Genomic DNA, 15113 nt, shown 5'->3' with positions numbered 1-15113 from the left:
GGCAGGGTGGCGCACTGGCGCCGGGCATGGCCAGGGCAGGCGCACGGCACGCATTCCCCAGGGTGCGCACCGTGATGACCCGTCAAGTTCCGTGCCCGGCGCCTGCGCTCCACCCCTCAGACCCCGGTGGTGCACCGAGACGGTGCGCACTCCGTCACACCGGGGCAGTCCGCAGCAGACACCGGCAGAGGCCAGCCGCCGGCCAGGAAGGGACCCTCACCAGCCCATGTACTCCTCAGCGACCACCGGCACCCCCACCCAGCCCCGCACCGCGCTGCGCCCCCCCACCGCAGCCGGCGGTCGCCCCGGTCAGGGCCCGGCCCCGTACCGCGACCCGAGGGCGCTGGCCACGGCACGCGGCCTGCTCCCCCGCCAGCCCGACCAGTCGGGGGCCCGCAACGGCACCGACCGGCTGCACCGCGGCCGCACCATCGAGGCCGCCACCGCCGACCGGCTCGATCCGGCCGCCCTGCAGACCCCCACCGTACGGGCCGCGCTCGCCAACATCGCGCGGATATGTCCTGGCTTCCTTCCCCGCCAGGTCCTGCGGGAAGGCAGCCGACACATCCTGATCGCCGGCACCATCGGCCGGGCACCCGTGGTCGCCAAGTGCCTCGCCCCGCAGGCACTCCGCAGCGAGAACGCCGAGCAGTTGATCGAACGCTTCCACCACGAGGTCTCGGTCTACCGGGCGTTCGTCCGGCACCGTCCGCCGGTCCGGCTGCCGCGGCTGGTGGCCGCCGACCACGACCGCTGCGTGCTGGTCATGGAGCGGGTGCCGGGCCGTCAGGCCGCCCGCGAGCGCCACCCCGTGAGCGCCCCGACGCCGGGCGAGCTGCGGGCGGTGCTCGGCTCGATCCGTTCGCTGAACCTCTGGCGGCCGCCGACCGACGTGTTCGGCAAGCCGCTCGACTACCAGCTGGAGATCTCCCGCTTCCACTCGGTCGGCCAACTCACCGACCGGGACGCGGGCGACCTGCGGGCCCTGCTGCACGGCCTGTCCGGCAGCCCGCTCCAGCTCTGCCACGGCGACGCGCTGCTCGGCAACATCCTGCTGGCCCCCTCGGGCCCGGTGCTGGTCGACTGGGAGCAGGCCGGCTGGTACCTGCCCGGGTACGACCTGGCGGTGCTCTGGAGCGTGCTCTCCGGGGACTCGGCCGCCCGCCGCCAGATCAGCCAGCTCGCGCAGTCCGGCGGGACGGTGGCGCGGGACGCGTTCCTGGTCAACCTGGTGCTGGTGCTGATGCGGGAGATCCGCCTGCACGACGTGCCGGGCGCGGGCGAGGAGCAGCGGATCATGATCCGCCGGCTCTACGACGACGCCGCACTCGCCCGCCGGGCGGTCCGCACGGCGGTCGGGACGCGCTGAGCCGGACGTCGTGCGGGGCGCTCGGCCGCACTACTGGGGCCGGCGCCGCGGTTCCCCCAGCCCCAGGGTCGCCGCCAGCTGCTCCAGGACGACGTCCTCCGGGGCCAGGTGGGTGCGACCGCTGAGGACGTCCCGGAGGTAGCGTTCGAGCGGGTGGCGGCGGCTGAGGCCGGGGTTGCCGGTGAGGGTGACGGCCTGTTGGACGGCCGCAACGGCGGTGCGGTTGATCAGCAGCTGGGCCGCGCCAGAGCGCGCGGCGGCCGCCTGCTCGCCCCGGCCCACCCGGGCGGCCAGCCCGTACAACAGCTCCTCGGCGCCGATCAGCGAGGACTCGATCTCGGCCACCGCCGTCCGGTACCGGGGCACGGTCGCCAGCGGCTCGGTCAGATTGGCCGGAGTCCGCTGGCCGAGGAAGCGGATCAGCCAGTCCTGGGCGGCTCGGGCGACGCCCAGGTGCACGGCGGAGAGGGCGAGTTCACGCCAGGCCCGGTCCAGCCGGTCGGCGGGCGGCTCCTCGGTCGGCGGACCGGCCAGGCCGACCACCGCGTCGGCGGCCACCGCGACCTCGGTCAGCAGCACGTCGTGCCCGGCGCTCGCCCGGAGCCCCAACTGGTCCCAGAGCGGATCCAGTTCGATGCCCGGGCTGTCGCCGCGGACCAGGAACAGGCCGGTCCGCGGAACCGTTTCGTCGGTCCTGGCCCGGACCGCCAGCCAGGCCAGCGCCTCGGCGCCCGCGCAGAACGTCTTCCGTCCGGTCAGCCGCCAGCCGCTGCCGTCCCAGCGGGCCACCGTGGCCGGCCGGCCGCCCGGCTCCGCGCGCAGCGTGTTCACCAGGGCCGGGCCACGGCGGGATTCGGTCAGCAGCCGGCGGTAGACCCTGGCCGGCCAGCTGCCGTTCCTGGCCTGCTCGGCGTGCTGGAGCAGGGTGAATGCGGTCAGCACCGCCACCGAGGCGTCCCCGCGCCCCAGTTGGGCGAGCACCTGGACGGTGTCGGCGAGCGTGCCGCCGGGGCCGCCGTAGCGCTGACCGATGGTCAGGGTGAGCAGACCCGCCTCGTGCACGGCCTCGATGCCCTGGTACGGGAAGGTGGCGTCCCGGTCGTGCTCCTCGGCCCGGGCCGCCAGCAGGTCGACCACCCGGGGCAGCCGGGCGAGGGCGTCCGCGACGGGTGAGGTGCCATCAGTGACGGTCATGGGCGGGTGCCTCCGGGCGGCAGCGTGGTGCGCGGCGAACTGCGGGCGGGCGCACCGGAGCCGGCGCGCGGAACCGTAGGGCGGCCTGGCAGCAAACGGCCGGAATCAGCCGGAGGCGGGCCACCGGAGGAGTCGACTCCCCCTCAGCGACCCGGACACGCCGCGCTCGCGGTGCGCCGCAGGTCCAGATAGCAGCGCCGCGTGAGCAGCAGGGGGCGACACGACATGCTGGTGACTGTACGAAGCGTTGATCACTACCGTCAAGCAAGGACTGGCCGGAATCAGCCCTGCTGGAACATGTCGGCCGGGAGCGGCTTGAGCAGCTGGTAGAGATCGTCGGCGATCGGACGGTCCCAGGAGGCGATGGTGACCTGGACACCGTCACTGCGGCCGAATTGGGCGCAGAACACCCGCTCCTCGCTGACCTTGACCTTGCGGACGATCAGCAGGTCGTCGCCGAGCATGACCGGGAAGTCCTCGGCCGAGACGAACTCGACCGGCTCCTCGTTCTCCAGCGCGGTGAGCAGCTGGCGGATCTCGAACGGCACGCCGTCCTCGGCGTCCCGGGCCGGCGATCCCTCGGGCAGGTTGCCGATGAACATCGCGGGGCCACGGCCGCCGAACAGGTCGTACCGCAGGAAGATGCCCTGACAGGAGCCGTCCGGGCCGCTCATCATCATGGCGCCGAAGTCGCCGGGCCAGTCGCCCGGATCCATCGCGAGCACGTCGAAGTCCGGTCCCGCGGGAGAGCCGGAGCGGCGGCGGAGAAATGACATGACACCATCGTACGGTGCGGTCACGCCCTGCTCACGGGGCGGGTGGGCGCTCCGGGCGAGTTCGACGCTCAGAGACCAATGTTGACTCTGAGCAACCGTCCGGGCTACGTTCGGTTCAGCACGACAGCCGCTGTGGGCTCGATCCACCGGGGGGCGGTGTTGTCGCAGCGCGCCCGCGTGCGCGTTCCTTCATGCACACCGTCGTGCGACACCCGAGTCACCCGCACAGGCACTTTCCGCTGTCCGTCGACCGTCGAGTAGCGTCTGAACCGAGCAGTACACACACAACACCCATAGACCAGGTTCGCGGGGCCCCGGCCCGTCGCAGCTCGCGGACCTGCCCGGGACACCGCCGCGTGGGGGCGTGCGGATCCCGGGTAACCCGGCACCGGCGTCCGAGTCGCTCTCGGCACCGGGGCCACGCCTCCCGGCGACGGCGCACCGTGGTGCGTCCGGGGTTCCACCTCGGGAGGAGGTCCGGCACTTGTGCCCGGACCGCACAGCAGGCGCCGTGCCTGGACGCGTGGGGGCGTTGGGCACGGCGTCTGTCTGCTTCATACTTTGGGCCGTGGCTTGTCGAACAGTCAACAAGTATCGGGCGACCAGATTTCTTTTCGGTGCCGGGCCTCGGCCCCGGACCACCGCCCGGCGCTCCCCGGCGAACTGACGGAGTACAGGTCAGACGGGGTCGAACTCGCCGTCCCGGGCGCCCAGTACGAAGGCCCGCCACTCGGCCGGGGTGAAGACCAGCACCGGCCCGCCCGGCTCCCGCCCGTCCCGCATCGCGATGTACTCGCCGACGAAGGCGATCTGCACCGCACCGTCGCCCTGGTCGCTGGAGAGCCACTCCGCCCCGGTGAGGTCCAGTTCCGGCTTGGGACCGGACCCTTGGGCCACCGCCCCGCCCTCGCCCGCTGCGCTGGTACCGCTGTCGACCGCCACTGGATGCTCCTCACCTGTCGAACGTGGCCCCAGCGTATCCAGCCCCGCCCGGCCCGCACGGGCTTGCCGCTTTCGCTCCTCCGCCCGGGGCCGGATCCGTCGTTCCGCTCCGCGTGGGGCAGGTGCTGTGCTAAGGACGGACACACCCGGGCGGATCCGGTCGCGGCCGGGGTGCGGCTGCGAGAGTGTTGTTCCACGTCCCGTCAGGCGACGTCCGGTCAGATTCCGTACCGCAGAAGCCCGAGGAGCAGTCATGGAACGCCGGGAGGACTCCCGGGCCGATGTGATTCCCATCTCACAGGCCCCGTCCGCGCCGCACCCCGGCGAGCCGGAACCCGGGGTGCCGCAGTTCCCCCGGTCGGCCGGGCTCGGGCGGGTCGGGGTGGTGCTGGTCTCGCACAGCCAGCGGCTGGCCGAGGCGGTCGCCGCGCTCGCGGTCGGGCTGACCAAGGCGGACGACGCGGCGCCGGTGGCCGCCACCGGGGGCAGTCTCGCGGACGGCCTCGGCACCAGCGCGGTCCTGGTGGCCGCGGCGGCCCGCCGGGTGGACCAGGGGCACGGGGTCGCGGTGCTGGCCGACCTGGGCAGTGCGGTCGACACCGTCCGGGCGCTGCTGACCGATGCGGACGAGCACGGGCTGCCGTTCCCCGTCCGGCTGGCCGACGCCCCGTTCGTGGAGGGGGCGGTGGCCGCGGTGGCGACCGCCAGCGCGGGCGGCGATCTGGCGGCGGTGCTGGACGCGGCCGAGGAGATGTACCGCCACCGCAAGCTCTGAGGGGCCGATCCACCCCCCGGCAGCGGAGTTCACCGGATCCGCCCTTCGGCGGCGGTCGCGCCGATAGCATGCGGCGCAGTGCGTCCGGGGCGGGGAGGCCGCGGGCCGACGGTGGGGGGAGCTTGAACATGCGGGTGGTCGTGACCGGTGGAGCCGGTTTCATCGGGGCCAATCTCGCCCGGGCCCTGCTGGCCCGTCCGGAGGTCGAGCAGGTGGCCGTGGTCGACAACCTCAGCACTGGCAGCAAGGCCAATCTGGCCGGCCTGGACGTGACCCTGCACGAGGGCACCATCCTGGACCGGGAGCTGCTGGACGGCGCCTTCGCGGGCGCCGACGCGGTGGTGCACCTGGCCGCGCTGCCCTCGGTGCCGCGCTCGCTGGCCGACCCGCTGGCCAGCCACCACGCCAACGCCACCGGCACCCTGGAGGTGCTGGAGGCGGCCCGCCGGGCGGGCGTCGGCTACCTGGTGGCGGCGTCCTCGTCCTCGGTCTACGGCGCCAACCGGGAGCTGCCCAAGCGGGAGACCATGCGGACGGCGCCGATGAGCCCGTACGCGGTCAGCAAACTGGCCACCGAGGCGTACCTGACGGCCTACCACCACTGCTACGGGCTGGGGGTGCTGCCGCTGCGGTTCTTCAACGTCTTCGGCCCGCTGCAGCCCGCCGGGCACGCGTACGCGGCCGTGCTGCCCGCCTTCCTGGACGCGGCGCTGGCCGGGCGGCCGCTGACCGTGCACGGGGACGGCGGCCAGAGCCGGGACTTCACCTACGTCGGCACGGTCACCCAGGTGATCAGCGAGGCGGTGGTGCGCCGGGTGGTGCACGCCGACCCGGTGAACCTGGCCTTCGGCACCCGGACCACACTGCTGGAGCTGATCGACGAGCTGGGCTCGGTGCTCGGCCTGCCCGTGACCACCGAGCACGTCGAGTCCCGACCCGGTGACGTCCGGGACTCGCAGGCCGACAACAGCCGGCTGAGGGAGCTGTTCCCCGACGTGGTGCCGGTGCCGCTGCGCGAGGGCCTCGAACGTACCGCCGAGTGGTTCCGGACCCTCTGACGTCGGCTCAGGCCGGGTCGCCCGTGAGCGGTGTGAAGGAGAACACCGCCTCGGCCTTCCCGGCCAGCGCCACCTCCAGCCGGTAGCGGTTGGAGTCGTCCAGGTCCGGCAGCTCGCCCGGGGCGAACCAGGCCACCTCCAGCGACTCCTCGTCGTTCACCCGCGCCTCGCCGGAGACCCGGCGGCAGCGGAAGGTCAGCTCCAGGTACTGGGCCTGGTCACCGTTCGGGTAGCTGAGCATCGGGGAGACCGTCACCGAGGTCAGCGCCTCCGGCTCGACCACCAGGCCGGTCTCCTCGAACACCTCCCGGACCAGGCCGTCGGCGGGCTGCTCCCCCGGGTCGAGGATGCCGCCGACGATCGACCACCGGCCGGTGTCGGAACGGCGGTTGAGCAGCACCCTGCCCTGCTCGTCCCGGATCACCGCCCCCACACCGGAGAGCCAGAGCGGGCGGGTGCCGACGAAGGAGCGCAGCTCCGTCAGGAAGGAAGGAATGGCCATGGGCCGACCCTATATGCGCTCGGCAGCCCGTCGGTGACCGCCCGGGAGCCGGTCCGGGGCCGGGCGCGCGCTCGGCGGGCTCCGGGTCAGCCGCCGCGGTGCGCCAGCGGGCGGGCCGGGGAGCCGGCCACCGTGGTGGCCGCCGGCACGTCCCGGGTGACCACGGCGGCAGCGCCCACGAACGCGTACCGGCCCAGCCTGCGGCCCTGGAGCACCACGGCGTTGCTGCCGACCGTGGCGCCCTGCTCCGCGTGCACCGAGCCGGACACGTTGCCACCCGGATAGACAGTCACCAGGTCGGCGAGCACCGTGTCGTGGCCGACCGTCGCGTTGTAGTGCACCTGGCAGTGCGAACCGAGCCGGACGCTGCTCGAGACGTACGCGCCTCCCATCACCAGGGAGCCGTGGCCGAGTTCCGTCTCCGGCGCCACGATCGCCTTCGGGTGCACCAGCGTCACCGGCCGCCCGCCGAGCCCGTCCAGCAGCGCGGCCAACCGGGCCCGCACCGCCGGATCGGCGATCCCGATCAGGTACCCGTCCCCGGCCGGCAGCTCCTTGGGCGCCCGCACCGGCAGGCCGCGGACAGTGCCGCCCTGCCCCCGGTCGTCCAGGAACCCGGCCACCGGGACGCCGGCCGCCAGCGCGGTGTCCAACGCCTCGCGGCCGACGCCGCCGGATCCGACGATCCACATGCTCGGTTCCTCCTCAGGTGACGGCCCGGGGCCGGTTTGGCCGGGCGCCAGGTGGGCGTACGGCCGGACCGGGCCTAGGCCGGGGTGGCCTTCTCCGGGGTCGGCGCCGCAGTCCCCCGAGCCGCCGGCCGTAGGGGGCTGGTCGCCGTCGCCTGCCGGGGCAGGACGATGCGGGTCGGGACCGGGAAGCCGGGGTTGACGCCACCGGCCGCGGTGATCCCGGCAGGCCGGAGCAGCTGACGAGCCGTCATCACCAGGATACGGAGGTCGAGTCGGGCTGTCCTGTTGGCGATGTACCAGAGGTCGAGTTCGATCCGCTCGGGCCAACTGATCGAGTTGCGGCCCTTGACCTGGGCCCAGCCGGTCAGCCCCGGACGGATCGCCAACCGGCCGCGCTGGCGCGGCGAGTAGTGCACCACCTGCTCGGGCAGCGTGGGCCGGGGTCCGATCACGCCCATCTCGCCGCGCAACACGTTCCACAGCTGCGGCAGCTCGTCCAGGCTGGTCTTGCGGAGCAGCGCGCCGAGCCTGGTGATCCGGGGCGCGTCGGGTTCGTCGGGGAACCGCATGTCCCGCATGGTGCGGAACTTGAGGATCTCGAACTCGGCACCGGCACGGCCGGTCCGGGTCTGACGGAAGAGCACAGGGCCGCCCATGGTGCAGCGGATCAGGATCGCGATCACCAGCCCGACCGGAAGCGCGATGCTTCCGGCCAGGACGGTGACCACGAGGTCCCCCCCTCGTTTCATTTCTCCCCCAGCGGGTGTGGTGTGAGGTGGGCTCAGCCGACCGACCAGGCCAACCGCTTGGCTCTGGCCACGGCCGCGTAGGTCTCCACTGAGACCGCCGCGACACCGCGCTGGTCGAACTCGGCCAGGGCGCGGCGACGGGCCGCCGCGCCCAACTGCTCACGCAGGGCAGGCTCGGTGAGGAGCCGGCCGAGCGCGGTGGTGAGGGCCCCGGCGTCGCCGGGCGGGGCGAGCAGCAGGTGCTCGCCGTGGGTGCCGATCTCGCGGCAGCCCCGGATGTCGCTCAGCACCATCGGCAGGCCGCTGGCGGCGGCCTCCATGGCGGAGCGGGAGAACCCCTCCCGGTAGGAGGGGAGGACGAAGACGTCGAGTGCGGCGTAGAGCTGGGGCATGTCGGAGCGGCTGCCGAGGAACTCGACCCCGGCCTCCTCCCCCGCCAGTGCGTCGGGCTTGTCGGCGTCCTGCGGGCCGACCCAGACGAACCGGGCCTTCCCGGCCAGCGCGCGGGCCGCCGCCGCGTACTCGACGATGCCCTTCTCGGCCACCCGGCGGCCGACTCCGGCCACCAGCAACTCGTCTTCTGGGACGCCGAGTTCGGCCCTGATCCGGACCCGGGCCGTGGGGTCGGCGCCGAACCGGGAGAGGTCCACGCCGTTGCCCACCACCCGGGAGCGGCGGGCCGGCACGAACCGGGACAGGGTCTGCCGGTCGGCAGCGTTCTGGTACAGCTCGGCGTGCGAGAAGCGGGCCGCGACGGCCTCGGCCCCGAGCACCAACAGCCGCTTGGCGAAAGGGTCGTGGGCCTGCGCCCAGAGTCCGTGGCAGGTGTTGACCACCACCGGGACTCCGGCCAGCCGGCCGAGGATGCGGCCGAGCACGCCGGTCTTGGGGTTGTGGGTGTGCAGGACGTCGGGCTGGATCCGGCGCAGCACGGCGAGCAGTTCGCGCGCCGCCGCCAGGTCGGCACCCGGCTGCCAGGCCCGGGTCAGCGAGGGCAGCGGCTCGTGCCGGACGCCGATCGCGTCGAGCTCGGCCAGGTAAGGTCCCGGCGCGCTGATGCCGTAGGTCTCGAAGCCGGACTCCACGTCCACCTTGAGTTCGGTGGCGAGCAGCAGGTGCAGGCTCATGTCCACCGTGGTCAGGTGGGCGACCCGGAGCGGCCGGCCCTCGGGGCCGCGCAGCACAGGACCCTCCGACCGTTGGGGGGTGGGTGAAGGAGCGGCGGCGGGGTGCGTGGCTCGGCGGTGCCGAGGAGGGAGTCCATGCGGAGCATCGGCGACCGACGAGAAGCCGGCGAGGTGCGCACCCCGCCGCCGCTCCTTCACCCACCAACGGTCGGAGGGTCCACGGGACGGCGTCTCAGGCACGGGCGCCGACCGCCTTCGCGGTGGCCACGATCCGGGCGTAGGCCCGCTCGGGGAGCAGTCGGCCGTACAGCTTGGCCCGGTAGAAGTCGATCGGGTCGGTGCGGCGGACCGGCACCCGGCAGAACCGGACCGGGTCGAAGCCGGGGCCGTTCCGGCCCACCTGGCCGGTCGCGGCAGTACGGAACCGGGCCCGCAGCGCGGCGTCCATGTGCGGGACGGGGACGCCCCAGGTGTAGGCGAAGTGCTTCGGGCGGATGCCGAGGTGCTCCTCGACGTCGTCGTTGCAGCCGTCCAGCTCGGCGGTGCTGAGCAGCGCGGGGCGGGCGTGGCTGCGGGTGTGGTTGGCCACCGTGCAGAGGCCGGAGGCCGCCATCTCCCGGAGCTGGTCCCAGCTCAGGCCGGGCGCACCGGACTCCTTCGCGGTCGAGCCCTCCCAGCGCATCTCACCGCCGACCCGGCCGCTGGCCAGGTAGACGGTGAACGGCAGGCCGCGCTCCTCGAGCAGCGGCCAGGCGTTCTCGTACACGTCGGCGAAGCCGTCGTCGAAGGTGAGCACGGTGCTCGGGGTCCGGCGGCCGGCCTCCAGCCGGTCGGTGGCCTCGTCCAGACCGACCACCCGGCCGGGCGGCAGCTCGGCCAGCAGGTCCAGCTGGGCGGTGAAGTCGGCTGTGGTGACGTCGAGTTCGTCGGCAGAGCCGCCGCCGACCCGGTGGTAGATCAGCACGGTGGCGCCTTCGCCGGGGACATCCCCGGTCACCCGCGCCAACTGCTGCTTGACCCTGCCCCGGACGCCTCCGGACACAGCACTGCCCGCCATCGTTCCCCCCTCTGCGCTGCCCTCCCCGGCGGCGCAAGTGGCCGTGCGCACGGCGGCAGTCGCCGACCGAGCGGGACCCACCCTAGGGGGATGTGTGGGACTGCTGCCGGGAAGTTGTGAAAGAAGCGCGCAGATAGGCCGAAAATCAGCCGGTCCGATCAGCCTGTCACCACGACGGACAAGATCTGACCGGGTCGGGGGATCCGCACGGCCGGGGCCGGTCCTGCCGGGCGCCCGGCGTCAGAGCGCGGTGCGGTCGTCCGAGCGGAGGAGCGCGAAGACGATCCGGCCCAGCAGCAGCACCCCTGCGGCCAGGCAGCCGGCCACCGCCATGGCCCAGGCCGGGCCGTCGGTCTCCGGGACCAGGACGGCGGTCACGATACCCATCGCGATACAGGCCGCCCCGACCACGGCCAGCAGCAGCTGGTGCCGACGTAGGGCCCCACCGCTCCAGATCCGGGCGGCGCGGCGCACGCCTGGGTCACGTTCCGTCTCTCCCATGGCACCCACCGTATACCGGGCCCTTGCCGAGGGGCAGCCCGAGCGACGTCCGGCGCACCCTACCGCCGCTCGTCCGGGCGATCCGCAGGCACCCGCGAAATCTCGCCGAAAGGCCGTACAACCATCGGTGCGGCTGGGTGGTCTCCACTACATTGAGCGATCCAGATCGAGCCTGCCTGCCGGGCGGGGCGGTGCCCACACACACCGTCCGCCGTCAGTCCGGTCCAGGAGAGTCAGCACCAGTTGAGAGCAGCGATCCAGGCCGTCCGCGGAGCAGGTTGGGAGTCCCCTCCGTGATCGGCCGAACCGAGGGCGGCGCCGCCGCGCCCCGGCGCCGGGGGCCGGTCAAGGCCCTCCGGTGGTACCACCACGCCGCACCGGCGACCGAGGGGGGCCCAGTGCCGCATACCGAAGCCACCACACTGAGCAGTACCGTCAGCAGCCTGCCGCCCACCGCCCGCACCACCAGCACGGCCACCGCCCACACCGGTCCGGAGCCCGACCGGGGCGGCTGGCTGCGGTTCTCGCCCGTCCAGCCGCTGTTCCGGGCCCGGGCCGCCCAGCGACTCGCGGTGCTCGCGTACCACGGGGTGACCGACCCCCGGTCGTTCGGGGCCCAGCTCGACCGGCTGCGGCGGCTGGCCACCCCGGTCTCGGTGCACGACGTCGACCAGGCGATCGCCGAGGGCCAGCCGCTGCCGCCGCGCTCGGTGCTGATCACCTTCGACGACGCCGACCGCTCGGTGCTCACCCACGCGCTGCCCGAACTGACGGCTCGCGGGATTCCGGCCGCCGCCTTCGTGATCTCCGAACTCATCGGCACCGACCGGCCGTTCTGGTGGCACGAGGCGGCCTTCCTGGCCAGGCACGGCGGTCAGGCCCGTTCACTGCGCAGCCACGTCCGCCCGGAGCAGCTGCTCTCCCGACTGAAGGCGCTGCCGGATCCGGACCGCCGCCGCAGCCTGCACGAGCTGCGGGTCAGCGCCCGCCGCCGGCCGCCCGGTCAGGACCAGCTCTCCCCCGAGGACCTGCGGGCCCTGCGGGACGGCAACGTCGCGGTCGGCAACCACACGCTCGGCCACCCGTGCCTGGCCCAGTGCGACGACTCGACCGTGCAGGCCGAGATCACCGGGGCGCACCAAGCGCTCACCCAGTGGCTCGGCGAGCCGCCGACCGCGTTCGCCTATCCGAACGGCGGGTACGACCCGCGCGCCGACACCCTGCTCCGGCAGCTCGGCTACCGGCTGGGCTTCCTGTCCGACCACCGGCTCGGCCCCCGGCTGCCCGTCCACCCGCTCCGGATCAGCCGGCTCCAGGTGGACTGCACCACCAGCACCCGGCGGTTCGACACGATCCTGTCCGGCCTGGAGCCCGCCGTGCAGCGCTGGCGCAAAGGGCCGGCCGTGACGGAGTGACCCCCGGTCGGCTCCCGGTGCAGGCCACCGGGAGCCGGTCGGTCTCAGGCCGCCGCGCGCCGGGAGCGGAAGTTCCTGACCTGACGGTGCAGCCGCTGGACGGCGACGAACCGCTCCATCCGGTTGGCCAGCGTCAGGCGGTACTTGAGCCGCAGCTGGGCGGGCAGGCCGTCGATCCGCTCGACGCCGATCGCCCGCAGCAGGCGGCTGACGTGCTCCTGGTAGGCCGCCCGGTAGGCCCGGTCGCCGTCCGGCACGGACCAGAAGAACATCGGGAGTTCCTCGACCAGCGTGTTGTGGTCGTAGGACCGCAGGTACTCGGCGTACTCGGGCTCGGTCCGCGCCGTCAGCCACTCCCTGACCAGCTCGATCGAGCGGATCCGGTCGATCACGCCCCGGGGGTCCGTCTTCACCTGGGTGATCGACAGGTCGCCGCTCTCCCGGACCCGCCAGTGGTAGATCGGCTCGGAGAGCACGTCCACGCTCTTCGCCAGGTAGTGCAGCGGCACGCTGACCGGGGCGTCCTCGTACAGGATGCCCTCGGGGTACAGCACCCCGGCGCCGTCGAAGAACGAGCGCCGGTAGACCTTGTTCCACGCCGTCCGGTCGGTGACCAGGCTGGGCACCTCGCGCACGTGGGTCCGCAGCCTGGTCTCGGCGAACGGACGGCGGTGCCCGTGCGAGGGGAAGAGGCCGGCCACCCGTAGCCGCAGCGCGTTGCCTGCGGCGAAGTCCGAGCCGGTCCCGTCCAGGGTGGAGACCAGCAGCTCGTACGCGCCGGTCGGCAGGGTGTCGTCACTGTCCACGAAGGTCAGGTACTCGGTGCCCGGGGTGAGGTGCCGCCAGCCGGTGTTCCGGGCCGCCCCGAGACCCTTGTTCTCCTGCCGGACCAGGCGAAACCGCGAGTCCTTGGCGACGTACGCCTCGGCTATGGCCGGGCTGCCGTCGGTCGAGCCGTCGTCGACCAGCACGCATTCGAAGTCCTCGAAGCTCTGGGCTGCTATCGAGTCGAGGCACTCCTCGAGGTAGCGCTCGACGTTGTAGATCGGGACGACGACGGAGAGTCGGGGAGACATCGGCTCCGTGGGCCTTTCGGTCAGTGGCTGCGACCGTGCGACCGGTCATCGACCTCTTGGTATACACGTAACCCGTCCCCGCTGGCCAGCAGCCGGTGGACCGCGGCCGACCGGCCCGGGGTGCGGGGCCGGAGCAGCGGGACGATCGGGGAGAATGGGGGCCGTCCAGGGCGCCGGATCAGCACGGTGCCCGTCCTGTACGGGGAGTTCCTGCGTGGTGTCCGAGAACCTTGAGCTGGTGGCCGACTGCGCGAACTGCTTCGGGCTGTGCTGTGTGGCCCTGCCCTTCGCGCGCTCGGCCGACTTCGCGGTCACCAAGGCGGCGGGCACGCCGTGCCGGAACCTGCGGACCGACTTTCGTTGCGGCATCCACACCGAGCTGCGCGCCACCGGCTTCACCGGCTGCACCGTCTTCGACTGCTTCGGCGCCGGGCAGAAGGTGTCCCAGGTCACCTTCGAGGGGCGCAGCTGGCGCGAGGCGCCGGAGACCGCGGGGGAGATGTACGAGGTGTTCCCGGTGATGCGGCGGCTGCACGAGCTGCTGTACTACCTGACCGAGGCGCTCACCCTGCGGGCCGCGAAGTCGGTGCACGGGCAGCTGCGCACGGCGCTGGAGCGGATCGAGGCGCTGACCAGGGGAACGGCGGCCGAGCTGGTCGCGGCGGACGTGCCTACGGTCCGTCAGGAGGTCGGCGAACTGCTGCTGCGGGTCAGCGAGCTGGTCAGGGCCGGGGTGCCGGGCAAGAAGCGCAACCACCGCGGCGCCGACCTGATGGGCGCCCGGCTGGCGGGGTCGAACCTGCGCGGCGCCAACCTGCGCGGGGCGTACCTGATCGCGGCCGACCTCAAGGGGGCCGACCTGCGCGAGGCGGACCTGATCGGGGTGGACTTCCGTGACGCCGACCTGACGGGAGCCGACCTCACCGGCGCGCTCTTCCTCACCCAGGCCCAGCTCAACGCGGCCCGGGGCGACGCGAGCACCCGGCTGCCGTCCGGGCTGCGCAAGCCCGGCCACTGGTAGCGGTCAGCGGGCTCAGCCGCTGGTGGCGGTCAGCGGACCCCGGGCGGGCTCGGCCAGCAGCCGGCCCTCGGGGTAGTGCAGCACGGCGGGCGGCAGGCTGCCGACCCGGCCGCTCTGGAGCACGGTGAGGGTACCGCCGCCCTCGGGGCGGCCGGGGCCGATCCGGCGGAGCGCCTGGGCGGCGACCGCGTCGGCGGAGCCGTACCAGGACGGCAGCGACTCCCCCGGGGTGGCGACGGCGGCGAGGATCTCGTCCGCCAGCAGTTCGTAGTGGGTGCAGCCGAGCACGATCGCGTCCGTGTGCGCGGGCGTCCGGGCGGCGGCGTCGGCCACGGCGGCCGCGATCGCCGCCTGGTCGGCCCGCTCCACGGCGTCGGCCAGCCCGGGGCAGGCCACCTCGGTGACGGTCGCCTCGCCGCCGAACTCCCGGATCAGCTGGTGCTGGTACGGACTGCCGGTGGTCGCCGGGGTGGCCCAGATCGCCACCCGGCCGCCGGCCGCCGAAGCGGGCTTGATCGCCGGAACGGTACCGATCACCGGCAGACCCGGCTCCAGCTCGGCCCGGATCACGTCCAGCGCGTGCACCGAGGCGGTGTTGCACGCGATCACCAGCGCGTCCGGTCCGAACTCGGCCGCCGCCCTGGCACAGGCCAGCGCGTGCGCGGCGATGCCCTCGGGCGTACGCGGGCCCCAGGGCATCCCGTCGGGGTCCGAGGAGAGCACCAGGTCCAGGTCGGGACGGCGGCGGCGCAGGGCCGCGGCGGCCGCGAGGAGTCCGAGTCCTGAGTCCACCAGTGCGATCTTCACGGTTCACGACTCTACTGGACCCGATCCGGAGCGGGCGGCCCGGCGTCCGGGC

The 15113-nt window shown here is 73.6% G+C and carries 16 protein-coding genes; 5 read left to right on the top strand and 11 right to left on the bottom strand.

The window, feature by feature from the left end; translation table 11 throughout:
* Positions 1-226 precede the first annotated feature (226 nt).
* Positions 227-1369, top strand: coding sequence for an aminoglycoside phosphotransferase family protein (locus tag ACKUU6_RS27615; RefSeq protein ID WP_407991280.1), 1143 nt, complete (start codon positions 227-229; stop codon positions 1367-1369).
* Positions 1370-1399: 30 nt separating this feature from the next.
* Here ACKUU6_RS27615 and ACKUU6_RS27610 read toward each other — a convergent pair whose 3' ends face one another.
* The 3 genes from ACKUU6_RS27610 to ACKUU6_RS27600 form a co-directional block, all read right to left on the bottom strand.
* Entirely contained in the window at positions 1400-2563 is a 1164-nt protein-coding gene (locus tag ACKUU6_RS27610) for an acyl-CoA dehydrogenase family protein (RefSeq protein WP_407991279.1), read from the bottom strand.
* A 281-nt stretch (positions 2564-2844) separates the two neighbouring features.
* Positions 2845-3339, bottom strand: a complete 495-nt coding sequence (locus ACKUU6_RS27605) for a hypothetical protein (RefSeq protein ID WP_184922226.1) — start codon at positions 3337-3339, stop codon at positions 2845-2847.
* Positions 3340-4017: 678 nt separating this feature from the next.
* Positions 4018-4236, bottom strand: coding sequence for a DUF397 domain-containing protein (locus ACKUU6_RS27600; protein ID WP_407992257.1), 219 nt, complete (start codon positions 4234-4236; stop codon positions 4018-4020).
* Between the two features lie 298 nt (positions 4237-4534).
* Between ACKUU6_RS27600 and ACKUU6_RS27595 the strand changes: the two genes are divergently transcribed.
* Together ACKUU6_RS27595 and ACKUU6_RS27590 are read left to right on the top strand one after the other, a co-directional pair.
* Positions 4535-5056, top strand: coding sequence for a PTS fructose transporter subunit IIA (locus ACKUU6_RS27595; RefSeq protein ID WP_407991278.1), 522 nt, complete (start codon positions 4535-4537; stop codon positions 5054-5056).
* 128 nt (positions 5057-5184) lie between these two features.
* Positions 5185-6114: an NAD-dependent epimerase/dehydratase family protein gene (locus ACKUU6_RS27590; protein WP_407991277.1), complete on the top strand. Its 930-nt coding sequence runs from the start codon at positions 5185-5187 to the stop codon at positions 6112-6114.
* A 7-nt stretch (positions 6115-6121) separates the two neighbouring features.
* Here ACKUU6_RS27590 and ACKUU6_RS27585 read toward each other — a convergent pair whose 3' ends face one another.
* The 6 genes from ACKUU6_RS27585 to ACKUU6_RS27560 all read right to left on the bottom strand — a co-directional run bounded on the left by ACKUU6_RS27585 (position 6122) and on the right by ACKUU6_RS27560 (position 10742).
* Positions 6122-6616, bottom strand: a complete 495-nt coding sequence (locus ACKUU6_RS27585; RefSeq protein ID WP_407991276.1) for an NUDIX hydrolase — start codon at positions 6614-6616, stop codon at positions 6122-6124.
* 86 nt (positions 6617-6702) lie between these two features.
* Positions 6703-7308 (bottom strand): acetyltransferase, encoded by a 606-nt coding sequence (locus ACKUU6_RS27580; protein ID WP_407991275.1) that lies wholly within the window; start codon positions 7306-7308, stop codon positions 6703-6705.
* 74 nt (positions 7309-7382) lie between these two features.
* Complete coding sequence (locus tag ACKUU6_RS27575; protein ID WP_407991274.1) at positions 7383-8057, bottom strand: sugar transferase; 675 nt, start codon at positions 8055-8057, stop codon at positions 7383-7385.
* Between the two features lie 32 nt (positions 8058-8089).
* Positions 8090-9241 (bottom strand): glycosyltransferase family 4 protein, encoded by a 1152-nt coding sequence (locus ACKUU6_RS27570; protein ID WP_407991273.1) that lies wholly within the window; start codon positions 9239-9241, stop codon positions 8090-8092.
* A gap of 175 nt (positions 9242-9416) precedes the next feature.
* Entirely contained in the window at positions 9417-10241 is an 825-nt protein-coding gene (locus ACKUU6_RS27565) for a polysaccharide deacetylase family protein (RefSeq protein ID WP_407991272.1), read from the bottom strand.
* Positions 10242-10481: 240 nt separating this feature from the next.
* Positions 10482-10742, bottom strand: a complete 261-nt coding sequence (locus ACKUU6_RS27560; RefSeq protein WP_407991271.1) for a hypothetical protein — start codon at positions 10740-10742, stop codon at positions 10482-10484.
* A gap of 398 nt (positions 10743-11140) precedes the next feature.
* On the opposite strand from ACKUU6_RS27560, the gene ACKUU6_RS27555 reads away from it, so the two are divergent.
* Positions 11141-12157 carry a polysaccharide deacetylase family protein gene (locus tag ACKUU6_RS27555; protein ID WP_407991270.1) on the top strand — a complete coding sequence of 339 codons (1017 nt, stop codon included), beginning with the start codon at positions 11141-11143 and terminating at the stop codon, positions 12155-12157.
* Positions 12158-12201: 44 nt separating this feature from the next.
* On the opposite strand, the gene ACKUU6_RS27550 is transcribed toward ACKUU6_RS27555, so the two are convergent.
* Entirely contained in the window at positions 12202-13233 is a 1032-nt protein-coding gene (locus ACKUU6_RS27550; RefSeq protein ID WP_407991269.1) for a glycosyltransferase family 2 protein, read from the bottom strand.
* Positions 13234-13450: 217 nt separating this feature from the next.
* On the opposite strand from ACKUU6_RS27550, the gene ACKUU6_RS27545 reads away from it, so the two are divergent.
* The gene (locus ACKUU6_RS27545; protein WP_407991268.1) at positions 13451-14254 is read left to right on the top strand and encodes a pentapeptide repeat-containing protein; all 804 of its coding nucleotides are present in this window, start codon (positions 13451-13453) and stop codon (positions 14252-14254) included.
* 12 nt (positions 14255-14266) lie between these two features.
* Here ACKUU6_RS27545 and ACKUU6_RS27540 read toward each other — a convergent pair whose 3' ends face one another.
* The gene (locus ACKUU6_RS27540; RefSeq protein ID WP_407991267.1) at positions 14267-15061 is read right to left on the bottom strand and encodes a glutamate racemase; all 795 of its coding nucleotides are present in this window, start codon (positions 15059-15061) and stop codon (positions 14267-14269) included.
* Positions 15062-15113: the final 52 nt, after the last annotated feature.

The sequence above is a fragment of the Kitasatospora sp. CMC57 genome, assembly GCF_045866025.2.
GTDB lineage: Bacteria > Actinomycetota > Actinomycetes > Streptomycetales > Streptomycetaceae > Kitasatospora.
The sequence above is the reverse complement of the archived record's forward strand: the minus strand, read 5'-3'. Positions and strand labels throughout refer to the sequence as shown.